Consider the following 16,088-nt stretch of genomic DNA (forward strand, 5'->3'; position numbering starts at 1 on the left):
GGGGCGCGGGGAACCGCGCGATCACCCCGTGCGCACTCGCAGCCGCCGACGCAGCAGCGGCACCCGCCCTACTGGGCGACCGGCGCCGCCTTTTCCGGCACCGCGACCTCCGCGTCCTCCTCCTCATCCCCGCTCTCCCCGTCGAGCACCTGCTTCGCCCGCCCCAGGTCCAGCGCCCCCTCCCAGCGGGACACCGCGAAGACCGCGACGCAGTTGCCGAGGAGGTTGGTGACCACCCGCATCGAGTCCATGATCCGGTCGACCCCCAGCAGCAGGGCCACGGCGCCCGCCGGAATGGCGCCGAGCGAGGACGCCGTGGCGGACAGGGCGAGGAAGGCCGAACCGGGGATGCCCGCCATGCCCTTGCTCGTCAGCATCAGCACCAGGATCACGGTGATCTGCTGCCCGAGGCTGAGATCGACGTCCACGGCCTGGGCGATGAACAGCGTGCCGATGGACAGGTACAGCGAGGCGCCGTCGAGGTTGAAGGAGTAGCCGGTCGGCAGCACGAGGCCCACCGCGTCGTCGCGGGCGCCCGCCCTGCGCAGCTTCTGCATCACGCGCGGCATGACGGCCTCGGTGGAGGCGGTGCCGAGAGCGAGCAGCATCTCCTCACGGATGTAGCGCAGGAACTTCCAGAGACTGAGCCCGGTCACCAGGCGCAGGGCCACGGCCAGCAGCGCGACGAAGAACGCGGCCGCCGCGTAACAGAGGACGATCAGCTTGGCGTAGGTCTCGATGACACCCAGTCCGTAGTTGCCGATCAGCACGGCCATCGCGCCGAACACCGCGATCGGCGCCAGCCGCATCACGAAGCCGACGATCGCGAAGATGATCTCCTGGGCCTGCTCGACCGCGGGCAGTACCTGCGGCACCTTGGTGTGCCCGAGGTGAAGCAGTGCGGCGCCCACCAGGCACGCCAGGATGAGCACCTGGAGGAGGGAGTTCTCGGCGAAGGCGCCGATGAAACTGGTGGGCAGCGCGTTCACGACGAACTCGGTCGTCGTGGGCAGCGAGCCGCCACCGGTCTTGGCGTCGACCGCCGAGGTGTCCAGGGTCGACGGGTCGACGTGCATCCCCGAGCCGGGCTGGACGACGTTGGCGGCGAGCAGTCCGATGATCAGGGCGAGCGTGCTGGCGACCTCGAACCAGATCAGGGCCTTGAGCCCGATCCGGCCGAACGCCTTGAGATCACCGGCCTTGGCTATGCCGACGACCACCACGCAGAAGACCAGCGGGGAGATGATCGTCTTGATGAGCCGGGTGAAACCGTCGCCGAGCGGCTGGAGGTCCGTGGCCACACCGGGCCACAGCTTTCCGACGACGATGCCGAGCACGAGCGCGCAGGCGACCTGCGCGAAGAGCGAGGTACGCAACAGGCGTGCGACACGTCGTGGCAGGGACGGGACGGACGGCGGCACGGGCACTCCTTGTGGGGGACGACTTGTGGGGACCTGTGGGGATCCGTGGGGACTTGTGGAGGACGACGGCATCGCAGAAGACCCTGAGAGGAACTTCTGCGATGCGGAAAGCGGCTTCCGTTGCGATCACTGTGAACGTGCCGTTGATCGCGCACAAGACCGCCGCGTTTCGGCTGTGTAAATCCCGTCACCCGTGACGCATCGCACGCCTTTCGCGCTCAGCAGCCGTCGCGGTCCTCCGTCAACACCCCCTGGACCGTGGTGAGTCGGCGGTCGTGGCAGCCGCCCGAGCCGCGGAGCCGGTAGTGCTCCCCCGTCGTACCGACCGCGTGCCGCTGGTCCCGGGGCACTCCGACGGTGTAGGTGGCGTCACCGGTGTAGGCGTCGTCGAGCCGCGACCAGGCCGTGCGGCGGCCGTTGCGGATCGTCACCGCGTCCGCCCGGTCGCCGAGCGTCAGCACGGTCCGCAGCCGGTCGTCCGCGCCGAGCGTGGTCGTACCGTCCATCGTGTAGGCGCGCCGGGTCCGGGTGGTGACGGCCCGTCCGTGGCCGGCGACCGTGACCTTCTCGTCGTCCTTCCAGACCGCGTCGAGGCCGTCCACGGTCTCGCCGTCGGTCCAGCGGTGCGCGGAGGTGTGGTCCAGCAAGCGGGTGACGGTGGTCCGCACCCGGCCGTGCGAGGTGTCGAGGTACCCGGCGACGGTCAGCCGGTGGCCTCCCTCGGTGTCGAGGCGGTGTTCCGTGCCGGGCGTGTAGACGCTGGAACCGGTCGGCTCGCCGGCATCGGCGGTGACCAGTTTCCCGGGCACGACCGCCTTGCCGTGGTCCCGCCAGACCAGCACGTTGACCGGTGTGCTCCAGCCGCTCTGCCCCGCGGGCACGCCGACGACCGACACCTCGACGCGGTGCGGGCGTCCGTCGTTGAGGATTCCGGCGAAGGGGGTCAGGTCGTATTCGATCGGCTTGACGTCGAAGGCACGGGGGCCCGGGATCACGTACCACAGGAAGGGGTTGGACCAGCCGCCGGTCCACACGTTCGGGAACGGGGTGGCGATTCCGGCCAGTCGTCCGTCGACCCTCACCTGCACCTCGCGGTACGGGCCGTCGTCCGCCCGACAGGAGTACGGCGTCTGCGCGGGCACCGTCAGGTACCAGTACTCCTCGCAGCCGCCGCCCGAGCCGGTCGCGTACACCTCGGCGACGACGCGTTCGCTGTTGCGGGGGGCGGTGAGGGTCGCGCCGTCGGTCAGCGTGAGGACGCCGTCGGGGATCGCGGCCGGTTCCTTCCCGGCGTAGAAGGTCAACGTGACCTTGACGTCGAGCACGCCCGTGTAGGTGTCGTCGACGACGTTGCCGATGAGCATCTCGACGTCCTGGCTCCGGCGGAAAGTGTCGCTGTACCGGGTGACGTCCTTCTCCACGGACCACGCGATGCCGTCGGGCGAGGGCTCCGGCGTCGACGTACGGAAGATCTCGACCCCGCCGACCCGCACATGGCCGAGCCGGTCGAACTGCCGCCCCCCGACCTTGCCGTCGAGGCGCAGCACCACCTTGCTCCAGCGGTCGCCGCAGCCGTCCGGCGGGGTGTAGACGCCCCGGTACGGGGTGAAGTCCCGGAACTGCGCCTCGGCGAGGGTGATGCGGCAGGACCTGCCCGCAGGCCGGTCGACCGGGGGCGCCGCGGTCACCGGGTCGTGCCAGTCGGTGCCGAACTCGGCGGGCACGTCGGCCGATCGGGCCGGGGCCGCCCCGAGGAGGGTGCCCACCAGGAGGGTCACCCCGGTGAGCATGGACATGATTAACGGTCTCTTCATGGCCGGTGTTCTACGGGGAGTCGGGCCGCGCCCGCAATGACGCCTCCCCCACCGGTCCTACGCCTTCAGCGCGGCCCTGTCCCCCATCACGACGACGGGATCCCGCTCCGGGTCGAGCGCGAGCAGCAGGTACTCCATCGCCTCCTTGGAGAGGCTGACGCAGCCGGACGTGCCGTCGCCGTGGTCCAGGTGCAGCCAGATCCCGCCGCCCTTCTCCTCCCCCAGCGGCTGCTCCCCGTCGTCGGGCGGGGTGCCCGGGACCCGGTTGTAGTCGATGGCGATGACGTAGTCGAAGTCGTGCCAGTGCGACTCGTCCCACCAGCGCGGCGCCGCGTAGTCCTCCGAGTGCGTGTACGGCAGCCTGGTCCCGGGATCGGCCAGGACCCCGCCCGCGGCGGTGAGCGTGAAGACCCCGACAGGACTGCGGTGGTCGCCCAGACGATGGTCGGGGGTCCAGCCCTTCTTGCCGTTGTGCGCGGGCCAGCCGGCCACGCGCTCCCAGAACGCGCCCCGTCTGCCGTAGAGCACGGCGATCGACTCAGCGGAGTCCGCTCCGTCGCCGTACACCGCCAGAACCTGGCTCGAAGTGGCCGGAATCCGCTGGTGCAGCCGGTCGCCGATGTCCGGGATCCGCGTCAAGGCGGGCGCACTGGACGCCGATCCACCCGAACCGGCACCACCCGACGGACCGCCAGCCGCCGGGGCGGCGCTCGCCGACGCGCCGCCCGCCGGGGCGGCACTGCCCCCGGGACCCGCAGCCCCGTTGCCGCCGCTTCGTCCCACGTCCGCGCCGCCGCACGCGGACAGAGCCGCGAGAAGGAGGGTTCCGGCCACCACCACGGCCGCCCCGGACCGCACACCGCCATGTCGCATCCGCCCATGCTTGCATCACTTTCCCGGCATATGCGTCAGATTCCGGACACCGGGGCCGTGTCGGCGAGCAGCCGGAACCCCGCACCCGCATCGGAAAACCAGTTGATTCCGACCACACCCCGACGCGAACCTTTCACGGTTTGTTGCCGCTCCTCGCGGGCCCTTCCCCCCTCTCCTGACACGAGCCACTGGGACGTCATGCAGATCCAAGACCTTCCGTATCCCGACCCGGGTGTGCCGGACGCGCGCTCGGGACCCCGCTTCCTGTGGTGGCTCGGCCGCAACCAACTGGGCGGCCAGCTCAAGTCCCTGGCCTGGGGACTGCTGCACTTCGTCGCCGTCTCGGCGCAGCCGTTCTGCGTCGGGTACGCCATCGAGGCCGTGGTCGACCGCTCCGGCAGCCGACTCGCCCTGGCCGGTGGGCTGATGGCCCTGTTCGGGGCGGCCACCGCGGTCGGCGACACCTTCCTCCACCGCACCGCCGTCACCAACTGGATCACCGCCGCGGCCCGCGTCCAGCAACTCCTCGCCCGCCAGGCCGCCCAGCTGGGATCCGCGCTGACCCGGCGGGTCGCGGCCGGCGAGGTGGTGGCCGTGTCCACCGGTGACGTCGAGAAGATCGGCTGGTTCGTCGAGGCCGTCTCCCGCTTCACCGCCGCGGCCCTGACCGTCGTGCTGGTCTGTGTCGGCCTGGTCGTCTACCAGCCGACCCTCGGCATCGTCGTCGCCGTCGGCCTGCCCGTCCTCGCGCTCGCGGTGCTGCCGCTGCTGCCGCGCGCGACACGCCGGGCCGACGACCAGCGTGAGAAGGCGGGACGCGCCACCGAACTGGCCTCGGACACCGTGGCCGGACTGCGGGTGCTGCGCGGCATCGGCGGAGAGGACCTCTTCCTCGACCGCTACCGCCGCGCTTCCCAGGAGGTCCGGCACGCGGCCGTGCGCAGCGCCCGCATGTGGTCCCTGATCACCGCCATCCAGGTGCTGCTGCCGGGCCTGCTGGTGATCGCGGTCGTCTGCTACGGCGTCCGTCTCGTGCACGAGGGCCGTATCTCCGTCGGAGAACTGGTCGCGGTCTACAGCTCCGTCATGGTCCTGACGTATCCCCTCCGGCACTTCGAGGAGATCGCGATGGCGTACTCCTTCTCGCGTCCCTCGGCCCGCCGAGCCGCCCGCGTGCTGTCGCTGGAGCGTGCCACGGACATCGGCGGATCGCGCGCCGGCGACGTGCCCTCGGGCGACCTGTACGACCCGGCCACCGGACTGCTCGCGCCGGCCGGACGGCTCACCGCGGTGGTGTGCGGCGACCCGGACGCGGCCGGACGGCTCGCCGAACGACTCGGCGGCCACCCTCCGGAGGACGGTCCCTCTGTCCTGCTCGGCGGTGTCCCGCTGGACGAACTCCCGCTGGAGGCCGCACGCACGGCCGTCCTCGTCCAGGACAAGGACCCGGTGCTGCTGTCCGGTTCACTGCGCGAACTGCTCGACGTGCCCGCCTCCGGCGACGTGGCGGCGCCTGCCGCGCTGGCCGCCGCCCAGTGCGAGGACGTCCTGGAGGCCCTGGTGCAGGGCTCCCTCGACGCCGACGACCCGATGGACGCCCGGATCACCGAACGCGGCCGCTCACTCTCCGGCGGCCAACGGCAGCGGCTCGCCCTGGCCCGGTCGCTGCTCACCGACCCGGAGGTACTCGTCCTGGACGAGCCCACCTCGGCCGTCGACTCGCACACCGAGGCCCGGATCGCCGAGGGCGTACGGGAGTTGCGGACCGGTCGCACGACCGTGGTGTTCACCTCCTCCCCGCTGCTGCTCGACCGGGCCGACCGGGTCGCCCTGGTGCACGAGGGCGAGGTCGTCGCTGTCGGTGAGCACCGCGCGCTGCTGCACGGCGAACCGCGGTACCGGGCCGTGGTCACCCGCGAGACCGACGAGGAGACGGCCGCCGGCGCCCCGCCGGCGGGGCGGGACGGGACCACGCTCACCGAGACCGGGCCGGCCGAACTGAACGAACTGGACGAACTGGACGAACTGGAAGAGATCGAGGAGACCGCATGATCGGCGTGCCGCCACCCGCGTTCGACCCGGCGGCACCGACGACGGCGAACACGCTGCCCGTCGGCGCCCCGGCGACCCTCCGCGCCTACGTGGCCGAACTCCTGCGCCGGCACCGCCGCGCCTTCCTGCTCCTGCTGCTCGTCAACACCGTCGCCACCGTCGCCTCGATGGTGGGCCCCTGGCTCCTCGGCGACGTGGTGGAACGGCTCTCCGCCGGGACCGAGGAACTCCACCTGGGCATCGTCGCCGGGCTGTTCGTGTCCGCCCTGGTCGTCCAGGCCGCGTTCGTCCGCCAGGTGCGGCTGCGCGGCGCCATGCTCGGCGAGCGGATGCTGGCGGATCTGCGCGAGGACTTCCTCGTACGATCGGTCCGGCTGCCCCCGGGCGTCCTGGAGCGGGCCGGTACCGGCGATCTGCTGTCCCGCATCACCACGGACATCGACCGGCTCGGCAACGCCATGCGCGAGGCCGTGCCCCAACTGACCATCGGCGTGCTGTGGGCGGCCCTGCTGCTCGGCGGACTCGTCGTCATGGCACCGCCCCTCGCACCGGCCGTGCTGTTCGCGGTGCCGCTGCTGGTGGCGGGCTGCCGCTGGTACTTCAAGCGGGCGCCCTCCGGCTACCGCTCGGAGGCCGCCGGATACGCCGCCGTGGCCGCCGCCCTCGCCGAGACCGTGGACGCCGGCCGCACCGTCGAGGCCCACCGCCTCGGCGACCGCCGGATCGAACTGTCGAAGCTGCGGATCCGGCAGTGGACCGCGTGGGAGCGCTACACGATGTGGCTGCGCTCGGTGCTGTTCCCGGTCATCAACCTGGTGCACGTCACCGTACTGGGCTCGGTCCTCATGCTCGGCGGGGTGTTCGTCCTGCACGGCTGGATCGGGGTCGGCCAGCTGACGACCGGCGCGCTGCTGGCGCAGATGCTCGTCGACCCGGTCAACCTCATCCTGCGCTGGTACGACGAGCTGCAGATCGCGCAGGTGTCGCTGGCCCGCCTCGTCGGGGTGCGGGACATCGAGCCGGACGCCGGTGAGAGCGGGCTGGCGCCGGACGGGCGGGACGTGGTCGCCGAAGGCGTCCACTTCGGCTACCGCGAGGGCGTCGACGTGCTGCGCAAGGTCTCCCTGGAGGTGTCCCCCGGCACCCGGCTGGCCCTCGTCGGACCGTCGGGCGCGGGCAAGTCCACGCTGGGCCGGCTCCTCGCCGGCATCTACGCGCCGCGCGACGGCCGGATCACCCTCGGCGGCGCCGAGCTGTCCCGGATGACCGCCGAACGCGTCCGCTCCCACGTGGCACTCGTGAACCAGGAGCACCATGTCTTCGTCGGCTCCCTCCGCGACAACCTGCGACTGGCCAGGACCGCAGCCGGGGACGACGAGCTGTGGGCGGCGCTGGGCTCGGTAGACGCGGAGGGCTGGGCGCGGGCCCTGGACCGGGGGCTGGACACCGAGGTCGGCTCGGGCGGCGTCGCCCTCACCCCGGCCCAGGCCCAGCAGATCGCCCTGGCCCGGCTGGTGCTGGCCGATCCCCACACCCTGGTCCTGGACGAGGCGACCTCGCTGCTGGATCCACGTGCCGCCCGCCATCTGGAGCGGTCCCTCGCCCGCGTCCTGGACGGCCGCACCGTCGTCGCCATCGCCCACCGCCTGCACACCGCCCACGACGCGGACCTGATCGCCGTCGTCGAGCACGGCCGGATCAGCGAGCTGGGCAGCCACACGGACCTCGTCGCCGCGGACGGGGCCTACGCGGCACTGTGGCGCTCCTGGCACGGCTGAGACGGACCGTGCGGGGGCGAGGGGTCCCGGGCCTTCGAGGCCGGGTGCCGGCCTTCGAGGCCGGGTGCCGGGAGCTCGGGTCCCTGGCGGCTGGGGGCCTCGGAGGCCGAGGCCCGGTGAGGCGGGGGCCGGGACGCCGGATCCCCGGCCACCGGGGCCCGGGAAGGCGCGGGCCGGGACGCCGGATCCCCGATCACCGGGGCCCGGTGAGCGGGCCGGGAGGCCGGGGCCGTAGCCGCCGGGGCCGGGAAGGCGCAGGCCGGGAGGCCGGCGCCCTGGCCGCCGAGGCCCGGGAAGGCAAGGCCGGGACGCCGGATCCCCGGCCACCGGGGCCCGGGAAGGCGCGGGCCGGGACGCCGGCGCCCTGGCCGCCCAGGCCCGGGAAGGCAAGGCCGGAAGGCCGGATCCCCGGAGGCGCGGGCCGGGACGCCGGCGCCCTGGCCGCCCAGGCCCGGGAAGGCAAGGCCGGAAGGCCGGATCCCCGGAGGCGCGGGCCGGGACGCCGGCGCCCTGGCCGCCCAGGCCCGGGAAGGCAAGGCCGGGAGGCCGGATCCCCGGCCGCCGTACCCGGGAAGGCGCGGGCCGGGAGGCTGGGGCCTGGCCGCCGTACCCGGGAAGGCGAAGGCCAAGAGGCTGGTCCCCGGCCGCCGGGCCCGGGAGGCCTGCGCGGCGGGGTGGTGTCGGCACCCGGCGGCCGTGTCGCGGCCCGAGGCCTGGCGCCCTGAGCGGGCCCCGGCGCCGGGGGCCCTGCGCTCCTGGCGGGGATGGCGCCCGGCGTTCCGGACGCGGCAGTGCCGGCGCCGTTTCCACGCCGCTCTGGCGTTGCGCGGTGCCGAAGCGGGATGGAACGCTGGATACCGGCACCCGCGCCGGAGTCGGCCCGGATCCGTCCGGCGCACGCCGGGCACAGGCCGGTGCCCCGTACGGCGGTACCCCACCGCCGATCGCGGTGAGAACGGGCCGGTCACCCCCTGGAGGTACCCGTGAACAGCGTCGACGGATGGGGGGACGACGTCTACCAGCCCGACGCCTCCGACATCCAGGAGGACTCCGGACTGCTCGACGCAGAGGACACACTCGTGGACGACGGTGTCTCCGACCCCCTCGACCGCGGCTGGTCCCCGCCCGAGCGGCCCTGGGCCGTGGAGCACGACGGGGTGACGGCCGCCGAGCGCCGGCAGGGCGAGACCCTCGACCAGCGGCTCGCCGAGGAGGTGCCCGATCTCCCCGTGCCCGACGGGGACGGCCTCGGCGACTGCGACGGCACCGACGGGGAACTCCTCGACAACGAGGTCGGCGCGGCCCGCTCGGGCCGGCTGGTCGCACCGGACGAAGGCGCCCACGAGGACGAGGAGAGCGCCATGGTCGCCAGCGACATCGGCATCGACGGCGCGGCCGCGTCCGCGGAGGAGGCGGCCATGCACATCGTCGACGAGGACAGCCTGTCCGGCTGACCCGCCGCCCGACGAGAACGAGGACGAGAACGAGATCGAGGACGAGGAGCACCCATGCAGCAGGACAAGCAGCCCGACTACCACGAGGTGGTCTTCCGCGACCGCGCCGCCGGCTACGCGTTCCTCACCCGGTCCACCGCCTCCAGCGACCAGACCATCGAGTGGGACGACGGCGAGACGTATCCCGTGGTGGACGTGGAGATCTCCTCGGAGAGCCACCCCTTCTACACGGGCAAGGCCCGCACGGTGGACACGGAGGGCCGCGTCGCCCGCTTCGAGCGCCGCTACGGCGAGGGCAAAACCGGCTGAGCCGTCACCCCCGCCCCGGGCGCGCGTCAGATGACGTTGAGCGCGGCCGCGGCGCCGACTCCGCCGAGCAGCATGAAGACCGGCATCAGCACCTTCAGCTCGACCCAGCTGCCCGCGCGGAACCGCATCGCCTTCGGCGGGCCCAACGGGTACCAGCGCTTGCGCCCGATCGGGATGGGCCACAGGACCGGGCAGCCCGACACGGTGAGCGCGTCGCCGATGTCGTGCACCAGGGCGCCCAGCAGGATCGGCAGGCCCAGCCACAGGTACTCCTGGCCGGGGTCCGTGAACAGCCAGTCGGCGCCGTTGCCCGGCTTGTCCAGGACCCCGGCGATGATCCACGCGCTGGTCGCGGCCAGCAGCCACACCAGCACATCGCTGCTGGAGCCCCGGGCCGCCCGCCACAGCAGGCCCTCGATCGCCAGCACCATGTGCACGAAGAGGATCGCCAGCACCGCCCAGCGGCCACCGGCGATCGCCAGGGCCGAGGCGCCCGCGCCGATCATGACCGCCCAGAGCCAGGTGTGGGTGAGCGTGCGGTGCCCGCCGGAGCGGCGCGGGTCGCCCTGCATCCTCGTGGCCTTGTAGACGGCGTACGAGAGCTTGTCGACGATCTCGCACAGCCACCGGGAGACCGGGCCGAAGGAGCGGGAGATGGTGGCGGCCTTGTGGTCGAGGTCCGGTGCCAGCGCCGCACCGGCGCAGATCAGCGCACCGGAGAGAAGGACCGGCCAGGGCATGGTGTGCCCCGCCGCGGCGGCGGCCGCGCCGACGCCTAGCCAGGCGGCGGCGCCCGACAGTGAGTGTGCTGGTCCCATCATGGCCGTTGCCCGCCCTATTCCTCGTGTGCCGCTGTCCAGTTGACCGGGTGCGATGACGCTCCGTCGGCGACACAGCGTAGCGGCCGTGATCTTCGGGCCGGCAGCCGATTCCCCCCTCGGGCACGCGGGCAGGCAAGATGGGGTCGTGACCCTCATCGATCAGTTGCCGCCGACCGCAGATCCCGATGCCCTGTACGACGCCTTCGAGTCCTGGGCGCAGGAGCGGGGGCTGACGCTCTACCCCCACCAGGAGGAGGCGCTGATCGAGGTGGTCTCCGGGGCGAACGTGATCGTGTCGACGCCGACCGGCTCCGGCAAGAGCATGATCGCCGCGGCCGCGCACTTCGCGGCGCTGGCCCGGGACGAGGTCACCTTCTACACCGCGCCGATCAAGGCGCTGGTGTCGGAGAAGTTCTTCGAGCTGTGCAAGATCTTCGGCACGGAGAACGTGGGCATGCTGACGGGTGACGCGTCCGTCAACTCCGACGCCCCCGTGATCTGCTGCACCGCGGAGGTGCTCGCCTCGATCGCCCTGCGCGACGGCAAGCACGCGGACGTGGGCCAGGTCGTGATGGACGAGTTCCACTTCTACGCCGAGGGCGACCGCGGCTGGGCCTGGCAGATCCCCATCCTGGAGCTGCCGCAGGCGCAGTTCGTCCTCATGTCGGCGACCCTCGGTGACGTGTCCTTCTTCGAGAAGGACCTCACGCGCCGCACCGGCCGCCCCACCGCCGTGGTCCGCTCGGCGACCCGGCCGGTACCGCTGTCGTACGAGTACCGCTACACCCCGCTGACGGAGACGCTCACCGATCTGCTGGACACGCGGCAGGCCCCCGTCTACATCGTGCACTTCACCCAGGCGCAGGCGGTGGAGCGGGCGCAGGCGCTGATGAGCATCAACATGTGCTCGAAGGAGGAGAAGGAGCAGATCGCCGACCTGATCGGTAACTTCCGCTTCACCACCAAGTTCGGTCAGAACCTCTCCCGTTACGTACGGCACGGCATCGGCGTGCACCACGCCGGCATGCTGCCCAAGTACCGGCGCCTGGTGGAGAAGCTCGCCCAGGCGGGTCTGCTGAAGGTCATCTGCGGGACGGACACCCTCGGCGTCGGTGTCAATGTGCCGATCCGCACCGTGCTGTTCACGGCGCTCACGAAGTACGACGGCAATCGGGTGCGGACGCTGCGGGCGCGTGAGTTCCACCAGATCGCCGGGCGGGCCGGACGGGCCGGCTTCGACACGGCGGGCTTCGTGGTGGCACAGGCCCCAGAGCACGTCATCGAGAACGAGAAGGCGCTCGCCAAGGCGGGCGACGACCCGAAGAAGCGTCGCAAGGTGGTCCGCAAGAAGGCGCCGGAGGGCTTCGTCGGCTGGACGGAGAACACGTTCGACAAGCTGATCGAGTCGGAGCCGGAGCCGCTGACGTCCCGTTTCCGGGTGACGCACACGATGCTGCTGTCGGTGATCGCCCGGCCGGGCAACGCCTTCGCGGCGATGCGTCATCTGCTGGAGGACAACCACGAGCCGCGACGCCAGCAGCTGCGGCACATCCGCCGCGCGATCGCGATCTACCGTTCGCTGCTGGACGGCGGCATCGTCGAGAAGCTCGACGAGCCGGACGCCACCGGCCGGATCGTCCGCCTGACCGTGGATCTTCAGCAGGACTTCGCGCTGAACCAGCCGCTGTCCACGTTCGCGCTGGCCGCGTTCGAACTGCTCGATCCCGAGTCGCCGTCGTACGCGCTGGACATGGTCTCCGTCGTGGAGTCCACCCTGGACGACCCCCGGCAGATCCTGGCCGCCCAGCAGAACAAGGCGCGTGGCGAGGCAGTCGCCCTGATGAAGGCCGACGGTGTCGAGTACGAGGAGCGCATGGAGCGGCTCCAGGACATCACGTACCCGAAGCCCCTCGAGGAACTGCTGTTCCACGCGTACAACACGTACCGCAAGAGCCACCCGTGGGTCGGCGACCACCCGCTGTCGCCCAAGTCCGTCATCCGTGACATGTACGAGCGGGCCCAGTCCTTCACGGAGCTGGTCTCCCACTACGAGCTGGCCCGCACCGAGGGCATCGTGCTGCGCTACCTGGCGAGTGCCTACAAGGCCCTCGACCACACCGTCCCCGACGATCTCAAGTCGGAGGACCTCCAGGATCTGATCGAGTGGCTGGGCGAGATGGTGCGCCAGGTCGACTCCAGTCTGCTGGACGAGTGGGAGCAGCTCGCCAACCCGGAGGAGATGACCGCGGAGGAGGCCCAGGAGAAGGCCGACGAGGTCAAGCCGGTCACCGCGAACGCGCGGGCCTTCCGGGTGCTCGTGCGCAACGCCCTGTTCCGGCGGGTAGAGCTGGCGGCTCTCGACCACGTCGAGGAACTGGGCGAGATGGACGCCGAGTCGGGCTGGGACGCCGACGCGTGGGGCGAGGCGATGGACAAGTACTGGGACGAGTACGACGACCTGGGCACCGGCCCGGACGCGCGCGGTCCCAAGCTGCTGGTGATCCAGGAGGAGCCGCAGAACGCCCTGTGGCGGGTCCGCCAGATCTTCGACGACCCGAACGACGACCACGACTGGGGCATCAGCGCGGAGATCGACCTCACGGCCTCCGACGCGGAGGGCCGGGCGGTCGTCCGGGTCACGGACGTGGGTCAACTGTGAGATCAGCGCGAGGCACAGGAGAAGTGCACCGATGACGAACCCTGCCGAGAGGCTCGTCGATCTGCTCGACCTGGAGCAGATCGAGGTCAACATCTTCCGCGGCCGCAGTCCGCAGGAGTCCCTGCAGCGGGTCTTCGGCGGGCAGGTGGCGGGCCAGGCGCTGGTCGCGGCCGGCCGGACCACCGACGGCGACCGGCCGGTGCATTCGCTGCACGCGTACTTCCTGCGCCCCGGGCGGCCGGGCGTGCCGATCGTGTACCAGGTCGAGCGGGTGCGGGACGGGCGGTCGTTCACCACGCGCCGGGTCACCGCCGTGCAGCAGGGCCGCACGATCTTCAATCTCACCGCCTCCTTTCACAAGCCTGAGGAAGGCCCCTTCGAGCACCAGCTGCCGCCGGCCCGTGAGGTCCCGGACCCGGAGTCGCTGCCGACGGTCACGGAGGAGATCCGGCAGCATCTGGGCTCGCTGCCCGAGCAGTTGGAGCGGATGGCCCGCCGTCAGCCCTTCGACATCCGGTACGCGGACCGGCTGCGCTGGAGCGCCGAGGACGTCAGGGACGCCGAGCCGCGCAGCGCGGTGTGGATGCGCGCGGTCGGTCCGCTGGGCGACGATCCGCTGGTGCACACCTGCGCGCTGACGTACGCCAGCGACATGACGCTCCTGGACGCCGTCCGGCTGCCGGTGGAACCTCTGTGGGGGCAGCGGAACTTCGACATGGCGTCGCTGGATCACGCGATGTGGTTCCACCGGCCGTTCCGCGCGGACGAGTGGTTCCTGTACGACCAGGAGTCACCGATCGCCACGGGGGGGCGCGGCCTGGCCCGCGGGCGGATCTACGACCTTCAGGGGCGTCTGTTGGTGTCGGTCGTGCAGGAAGGTCTGTTCCGCAAGCTGTAGCGCGCCCGCCCTGTCAGGAGTTCCTGCGGCGCAGGAGGCTCAGCAGGCCCCGAGGCGCGCGTCGGGGGCGCGGTGGCGTCCCGGGTGCTGCCGTGGGGAGCGGGGGCCTTCGTTCCTGTGCAGGGCCAGAGCATTGCGGGCGGGGCGCGGGCCGGTGGGCTCGGGCTTCGTCCAGGGTGCGGTCCAGGTCGGCCCGGAGCCAGGCGATCTCGTCCGGGTCGTCGGCCGTGGCGATCTTCTCGACGAGGAGTGCGGCCGGGCTGCCCGGAGCGCCGTGGGCGGGCGGTCCGGGCCGGAACCGGTTCAGGTGGGTGCGCTCGTAGGGGTCCTCGACGATCTCCGCGATCCGGAGCGGGTCGAGGAACGCGGCCAGGGCTCCGGCCTTCTGCCAGGGATCGTCGCACTGTCGCAACAGGAAGCCCAGGTGACGGCCTCGCCAGTTCCGGGCCCTGAGATCGCGGCCGGCCGCCAGCTGGGCCCGCATCGACTCGGGTGCGCGGCCCTTGAGCAGGCGGGCGTTGTGCTCGTCGGCGGTGAACTGCTCCAGTTCCACGGCCAGGTACTGCCAGACGACGACCCGATAGCGGTTCAGGTAGAAGCGCACGGGCACGACGAGTCCGAGCCGGGCGAGGCGGGTGAACCGGGAGGCCGGTACCCGCATGAGGGCGGCCGCCTCGCCGGTGCCGACGACCCGCACGTGCTCGCGCAGTTCCCTCGTGGTTCCGAGCAGCCGGTCGACTTCGGCGCGGGGCACCACCCGGCGGCCCCCTCCGCCTTCGTCGGGGACGGTCCTGATCCGGCCCAGGTGCACGGCGAGGTCGAACTCGCCGCGCTTCAGGCCGAGTTCCCGAGCCGCGCGGCTCGCGGAGCACGACGGGGTCTGCTGTGGTGCGACGGTGTTCGAGGACATGTCCGGTCTCCCCCGTGGAGTACGACGGCCCCGCACGGTCCGCGGTGGCCTCGGAAAAAACCGTAGCGGGAACCGCGGATCTGCGGCGGGCCTGTGGATAACTCCACGGGGCCAAGAAAAGTGCAGGTCAGAGATCTTCCAGTGGCGCCCGGTCGGGCTGGCGGGCGTCCACGGTGACGTGCTCACCGACCCGGCTGACGAGCAGCGTCATCTCGTAGGCGATCTGGCCCATGTCGCCCTGCGCGCCGCTGAGCACGCACAGACAGCTGCCGGAGCCGGCCGCGGTGACGAAGAGCAGCGCGTCATCGAACTCGATCATGGTCTGGCGTACCTGGCCCGCGCCGAAGTGGCGTCCGGAGCCCTTGGCCAGGCTGTGCAGTCCGGACGAGACCGCGGCGAGGTGCTCCGCGTCCTCGCGGCGCAGTCCGGTGCTCGCGCCCGCCACCAGTCCGTCGTTGGACAGGACGAGCGCATGGCGGACGTGTTCGACGCGCTCGGTCAGGTCGTCCAGCAGCCGGCCCAGCCCCTGGTTCTGCGCCATGTCTCCGTCTCCCCGCGTGTCATTTCCCCGTGAGATTCCCCCGTGTTCCTCCGCCTCGCCGGAGGAAACGCCCGCCAGCCTTCCCCAGGAACGGGCGCCGGAGCAAGGAGGATTACGGCATGGCGCAGAAGATGACCGACGAGGAATGGCGGGCGTTCGTCTCGCACGGCACCCGCACCGGAAAGCTGTCCACGGTGCGGGCCGACGGCAGTCCGCATGTGGCACCGGTGTGGTTCCTGCTCGACGGGGACGCCGTGGTGTTCACCACCGGCAAGGAGACGGTGAAGGGGCGGAACCTGGCGCGGGACGGCCGGATCGCCCTGTGCGCGGACGACGACCGGCCGCCGTTCGACTTCGTGGTGCTCCAGGGCCGGGCCCGGATCTCGGAGGAGCTCGACGAGGTCCGGTACTGGGCGGCCCGCATCGGGGCCCGGTACATGGGCGAGGAGCGTGCCGAGGAGTTCGGCGCACGCAACGGCGCACCCGGTGAACTGCTGGTGCGCGTCGCGATCGACAAAGTACTGGCGCTGAGGTCCGTCGCCGACTGAGCGGCGCCCC

Annotated in this window: 13 protein-coding genes; 7 read left to right on the forward strand and 6 right to left on the reverse strand. The window is 71.9% G+C overall.

All coding sequences use genetic code 11. The features are described 5' to 3' along the window. Positions 1-68: 68 nt before the first annotated feature. The 3 genes from AQJ58_RS33650 to AQJ58_RS33660 form a co-directional block, all read right to left on the reverse strand. Entirely contained in the window at positions 69-1,421 is a 1,353-nt protein-coding gene (locus AQJ58_RS33650) for a cation:dicarboxylate symporter family transporter (RefSeq protein WP_067257014.1), read from the reverse strand. Positions 1,422-1,639: 218 nt separating this feature from the next. Further along, the gene (locus tag AQJ58_RS33655; protein ID WP_234360372.1) at positions 1,640-3,235 is read right to left on the reverse strand and encodes a peptide-N4-asparagine amidase; all 1,596 of its coding nucleotides are present in this window, start codon (positions 3,233-3,235) and stop codon (positions 1,640-1,642) included. Positions 3,236-3,292: 57 nt separating this feature from the next. After that, complete coding sequence (locus AQJ58_RS33660; RefSeq protein WP_067257017.1) at positions 3,293-4,108, reverse strand: L,D-transpeptidase family protein; 816 nt, start codon at positions 4,106-4,108, stop codon at positions 3,293-3,295. A gap of 198 nt (positions 4,109-4,306) precedes the next feature. Between AQJ58_RS33660 and AQJ58_RS33665 the strand changes: the two genes are divergently transcribed. The 4 genes from AQJ58_RS33665 to AQJ58_RS33680 all read left to right on the forward strand — a co-directional run bounded on the left by AQJ58_RS33665 (position 4,307) and on the right by AQJ58_RS33680 (position 9,701). Beyond that, positions 4,307-6,160, forward strand: a complete 1,854-nt coding sequence (locus tag AQJ58_RS33665) for an ABC transporter transmembrane domain-containing protein (protein ID WP_067257019.1) — start codon at positions 4,307-4,309, stop codon at positions 6,158-6,160. Beyond that, the gene (locus AQJ58_RS33670) at positions 6,157-7,938 is read left to right on the forward strand and encodes an ABC transporter ATP-binding protein (RefSeq protein WP_067257020.1); all 1,782 of its coding nucleotides are present in this window, start codon (positions 6,157-6,159) and stop codon (positions 7,936-7,938) included. Before AQJ58_RS33665 ends, AQJ58_RS33670 begins: the two co-directional genes overlap by 4 nt. Before the next feature lie 983 nt (positions 7,939-8,921). Further along, entirely contained in the window at positions 8,922-9,392 is a 471-nt protein-coding gene (locus AQJ58_RS33675) for a DUF5709 domain-containing protein (protein WP_067257021.1), read from the forward strand. Positions 9,393-9,446: 54 nt separating this feature from the next. Continuing rightward, the gene (locus tag AQJ58_RS33680; protein ID WP_067257022.1) at positions 9,447-9,701 is read left to right on the forward strand and encodes a type B 50S ribosomal protein L31; all 255 of its coding nucleotides are present in this window, start codon (positions 9,447-9,449) and stop codon (positions 9,699-9,701) included. 26 nt (positions 9,702-9,727) lie between these two features. Here AQJ58_RS33680 and AQJ58_RS33685 read toward each other — a convergent pair whose 3' ends face one another. Continuing rightward, the gene (locus AQJ58_RS33685; protein ID WP_067257023.1) at positions 9,728-10,522 is read right to left on the reverse strand and encodes a metal-dependent hydrolase; all 795 of its coding nucleotides are present in this window, start codon (positions 10,520-10,522) and stop codon (positions 9,728-9,730) included. 145 nt (positions 10,523-10,667) lie between these two features. On the opposite strand from AQJ58_RS33685, the gene AQJ58_RS33690 reads away from it, so the two are divergent. Continuing rightward, positions 10,668-13,181: a DEAD/DEAH box helicase gene (locus tag AQJ58_RS33690; protein WP_067257026.1), complete on the forward strand. Its 2,514-nt coding sequence runs from the start codon at positions 10,668-10,670 to the stop codon at positions 13,179-13,181. Between the two features lie 31 nt (positions 13,182-13,212). Further along, positions 13,213-14,079, forward strand: a complete 867-nt coding sequence (locus tag AQJ58_RS33695; protein ID WP_067257028.1) for an acyl-CoA thioesterase — start codon at positions 13,213-13,215, stop codon at positions 14,077-14,079. A gap of 13 nt (positions 14,080-14,092) precedes the next feature. Here the strand turns inward: AQJ58_RS33695 and AQJ58_RS33700 are convergent, their stop codons facing one another. Further along, on the reverse strand, positions 14,093-14,989 hold the full coding sequence (locus AQJ58_RS33700; protein WP_067257030.1) for a DUF6397 family protein: 897 nt from the start codon (positions 14,987-14,989) through the stop codon (positions 14,093-14,095). Between the two features lie 127 nt (positions 14,990-15,116). Continuing rightward, positions 15,117-15,530 (reverse strand): roadblock/LC7 domain-containing protein, encoded by a 414-nt coding sequence (locus tag AQJ58_RS33705; RefSeq protein WP_067257031.1) that lies wholly within the window; start codon positions 15,528-15,530, stop codon positions 15,117-15,119. 119 nt (positions 15,531-15,649) lie between these two features. Here AQJ58_RS33705 and AQJ58_RS33710 point away from each other — a divergent pair, with 119 nt between their 5' ends. Then, positions 15,650-16,078 carry a PPOX class F420-dependent oxidoreductase gene (locus AQJ58_RS33710; RefSeq protein ID WP_067257032.1) on the forward strand — a complete coding sequence of 143 codons (429 nt, stop codon included), beginning with the start codon at positions 15,650-15,652 and terminating at the stop codon, positions 16,076-16,078. Positions 16,079-16,088: the final 10 nt, after the last annotated feature.

The sequence above is a fragment of the Streptomyces sp. DSM 15324 genome (assembly GCF_001514285.1).
Taxonomy (GTDB): domain Bacteria; phylum Actinomycetota; class Actinomycetes; order Streptomycetales; family Streptomycetaceae; genus Streptomyces.

What these genes read in the sequence shown, in the direction of transcription:
- AQJ58_RS33655 (WP_234360372.1), bottom strand. Translation starts at nt 3,235, where the DNA reads ATGAAGAGACCGTTAATCATGTCCATGCTCACCGGGGTGACCCTCCTG.
- AQJ58_RS33660 (WP_067257017.1), bottom strand. Translation starts at nt 4,108, where the DNA reads ATGCGACATGGCGGTGTGCGGTCCGGGGCGGCCGTGGTGGTGGCCGGA.
- AQJ58_RS33665 (WP_067257019.1), top strand. Translation starts at nt 4,307, where the DNA reads ATGCAGATCCAAGACCTTCCGTATCCCGACCCGGGTGTGCCGGACGCG.
- AQJ58_RS33670 (WP_067257020.1), top strand. Translation starts at nt 6,157, where the DNA reads ATGATCGGCGTGCCGCCACCCGCGTTCGACCCGGCGGCACCGACGACG.
- AQJ58_RS33680 (WP_067257022.1), top strand. Translation starts at nt 9,447, where the DNA reads ATGCAGCAGGACAAGCAGCCCGACTACCACGAGGTGGTCTTCCGCGAC.
- AQJ58_RS33685 (WP_067257023.1), bottom strand. Translation starts at nt 10,522, where the DNA reads ATGATGGGACCAGCACACTCACTGTCGGGCGCCGCCGCCTGGCTAGGC.
- AQJ58_RS33695 (WP_067257028.1), top strand. Translation starts at nt 13,213, where the DNA reads ATGACGAACCCTGCCGAGAGGCTCGTCGATCTGCTCGACCTGGAGCAG.
- AQJ58_RS33700 (WP_067257030.1), bottom strand. Translation starts at nt 14,989, where the DNA reads ATGTCCTCGAACACCGTCGCACCACAGCAGACCCCGTCGTGCTCCGCG.
- AQJ58_RS33705 (WP_067257031.1), bottom strand. Translation starts at nt 15,530, where the DNA reads ATGGCGCAGAACCAGGGGCTGGGCCGGCTGCTGGACGACCTGACCGAG.
- AQJ58_RS33710 (WP_067257032.1), top strand. Translation starts at nt 15,650, where the DNA reads ATGGCGCAGAAGATGACCGACGAGGAATGGCGGGCGTTCGTCTCGCAC.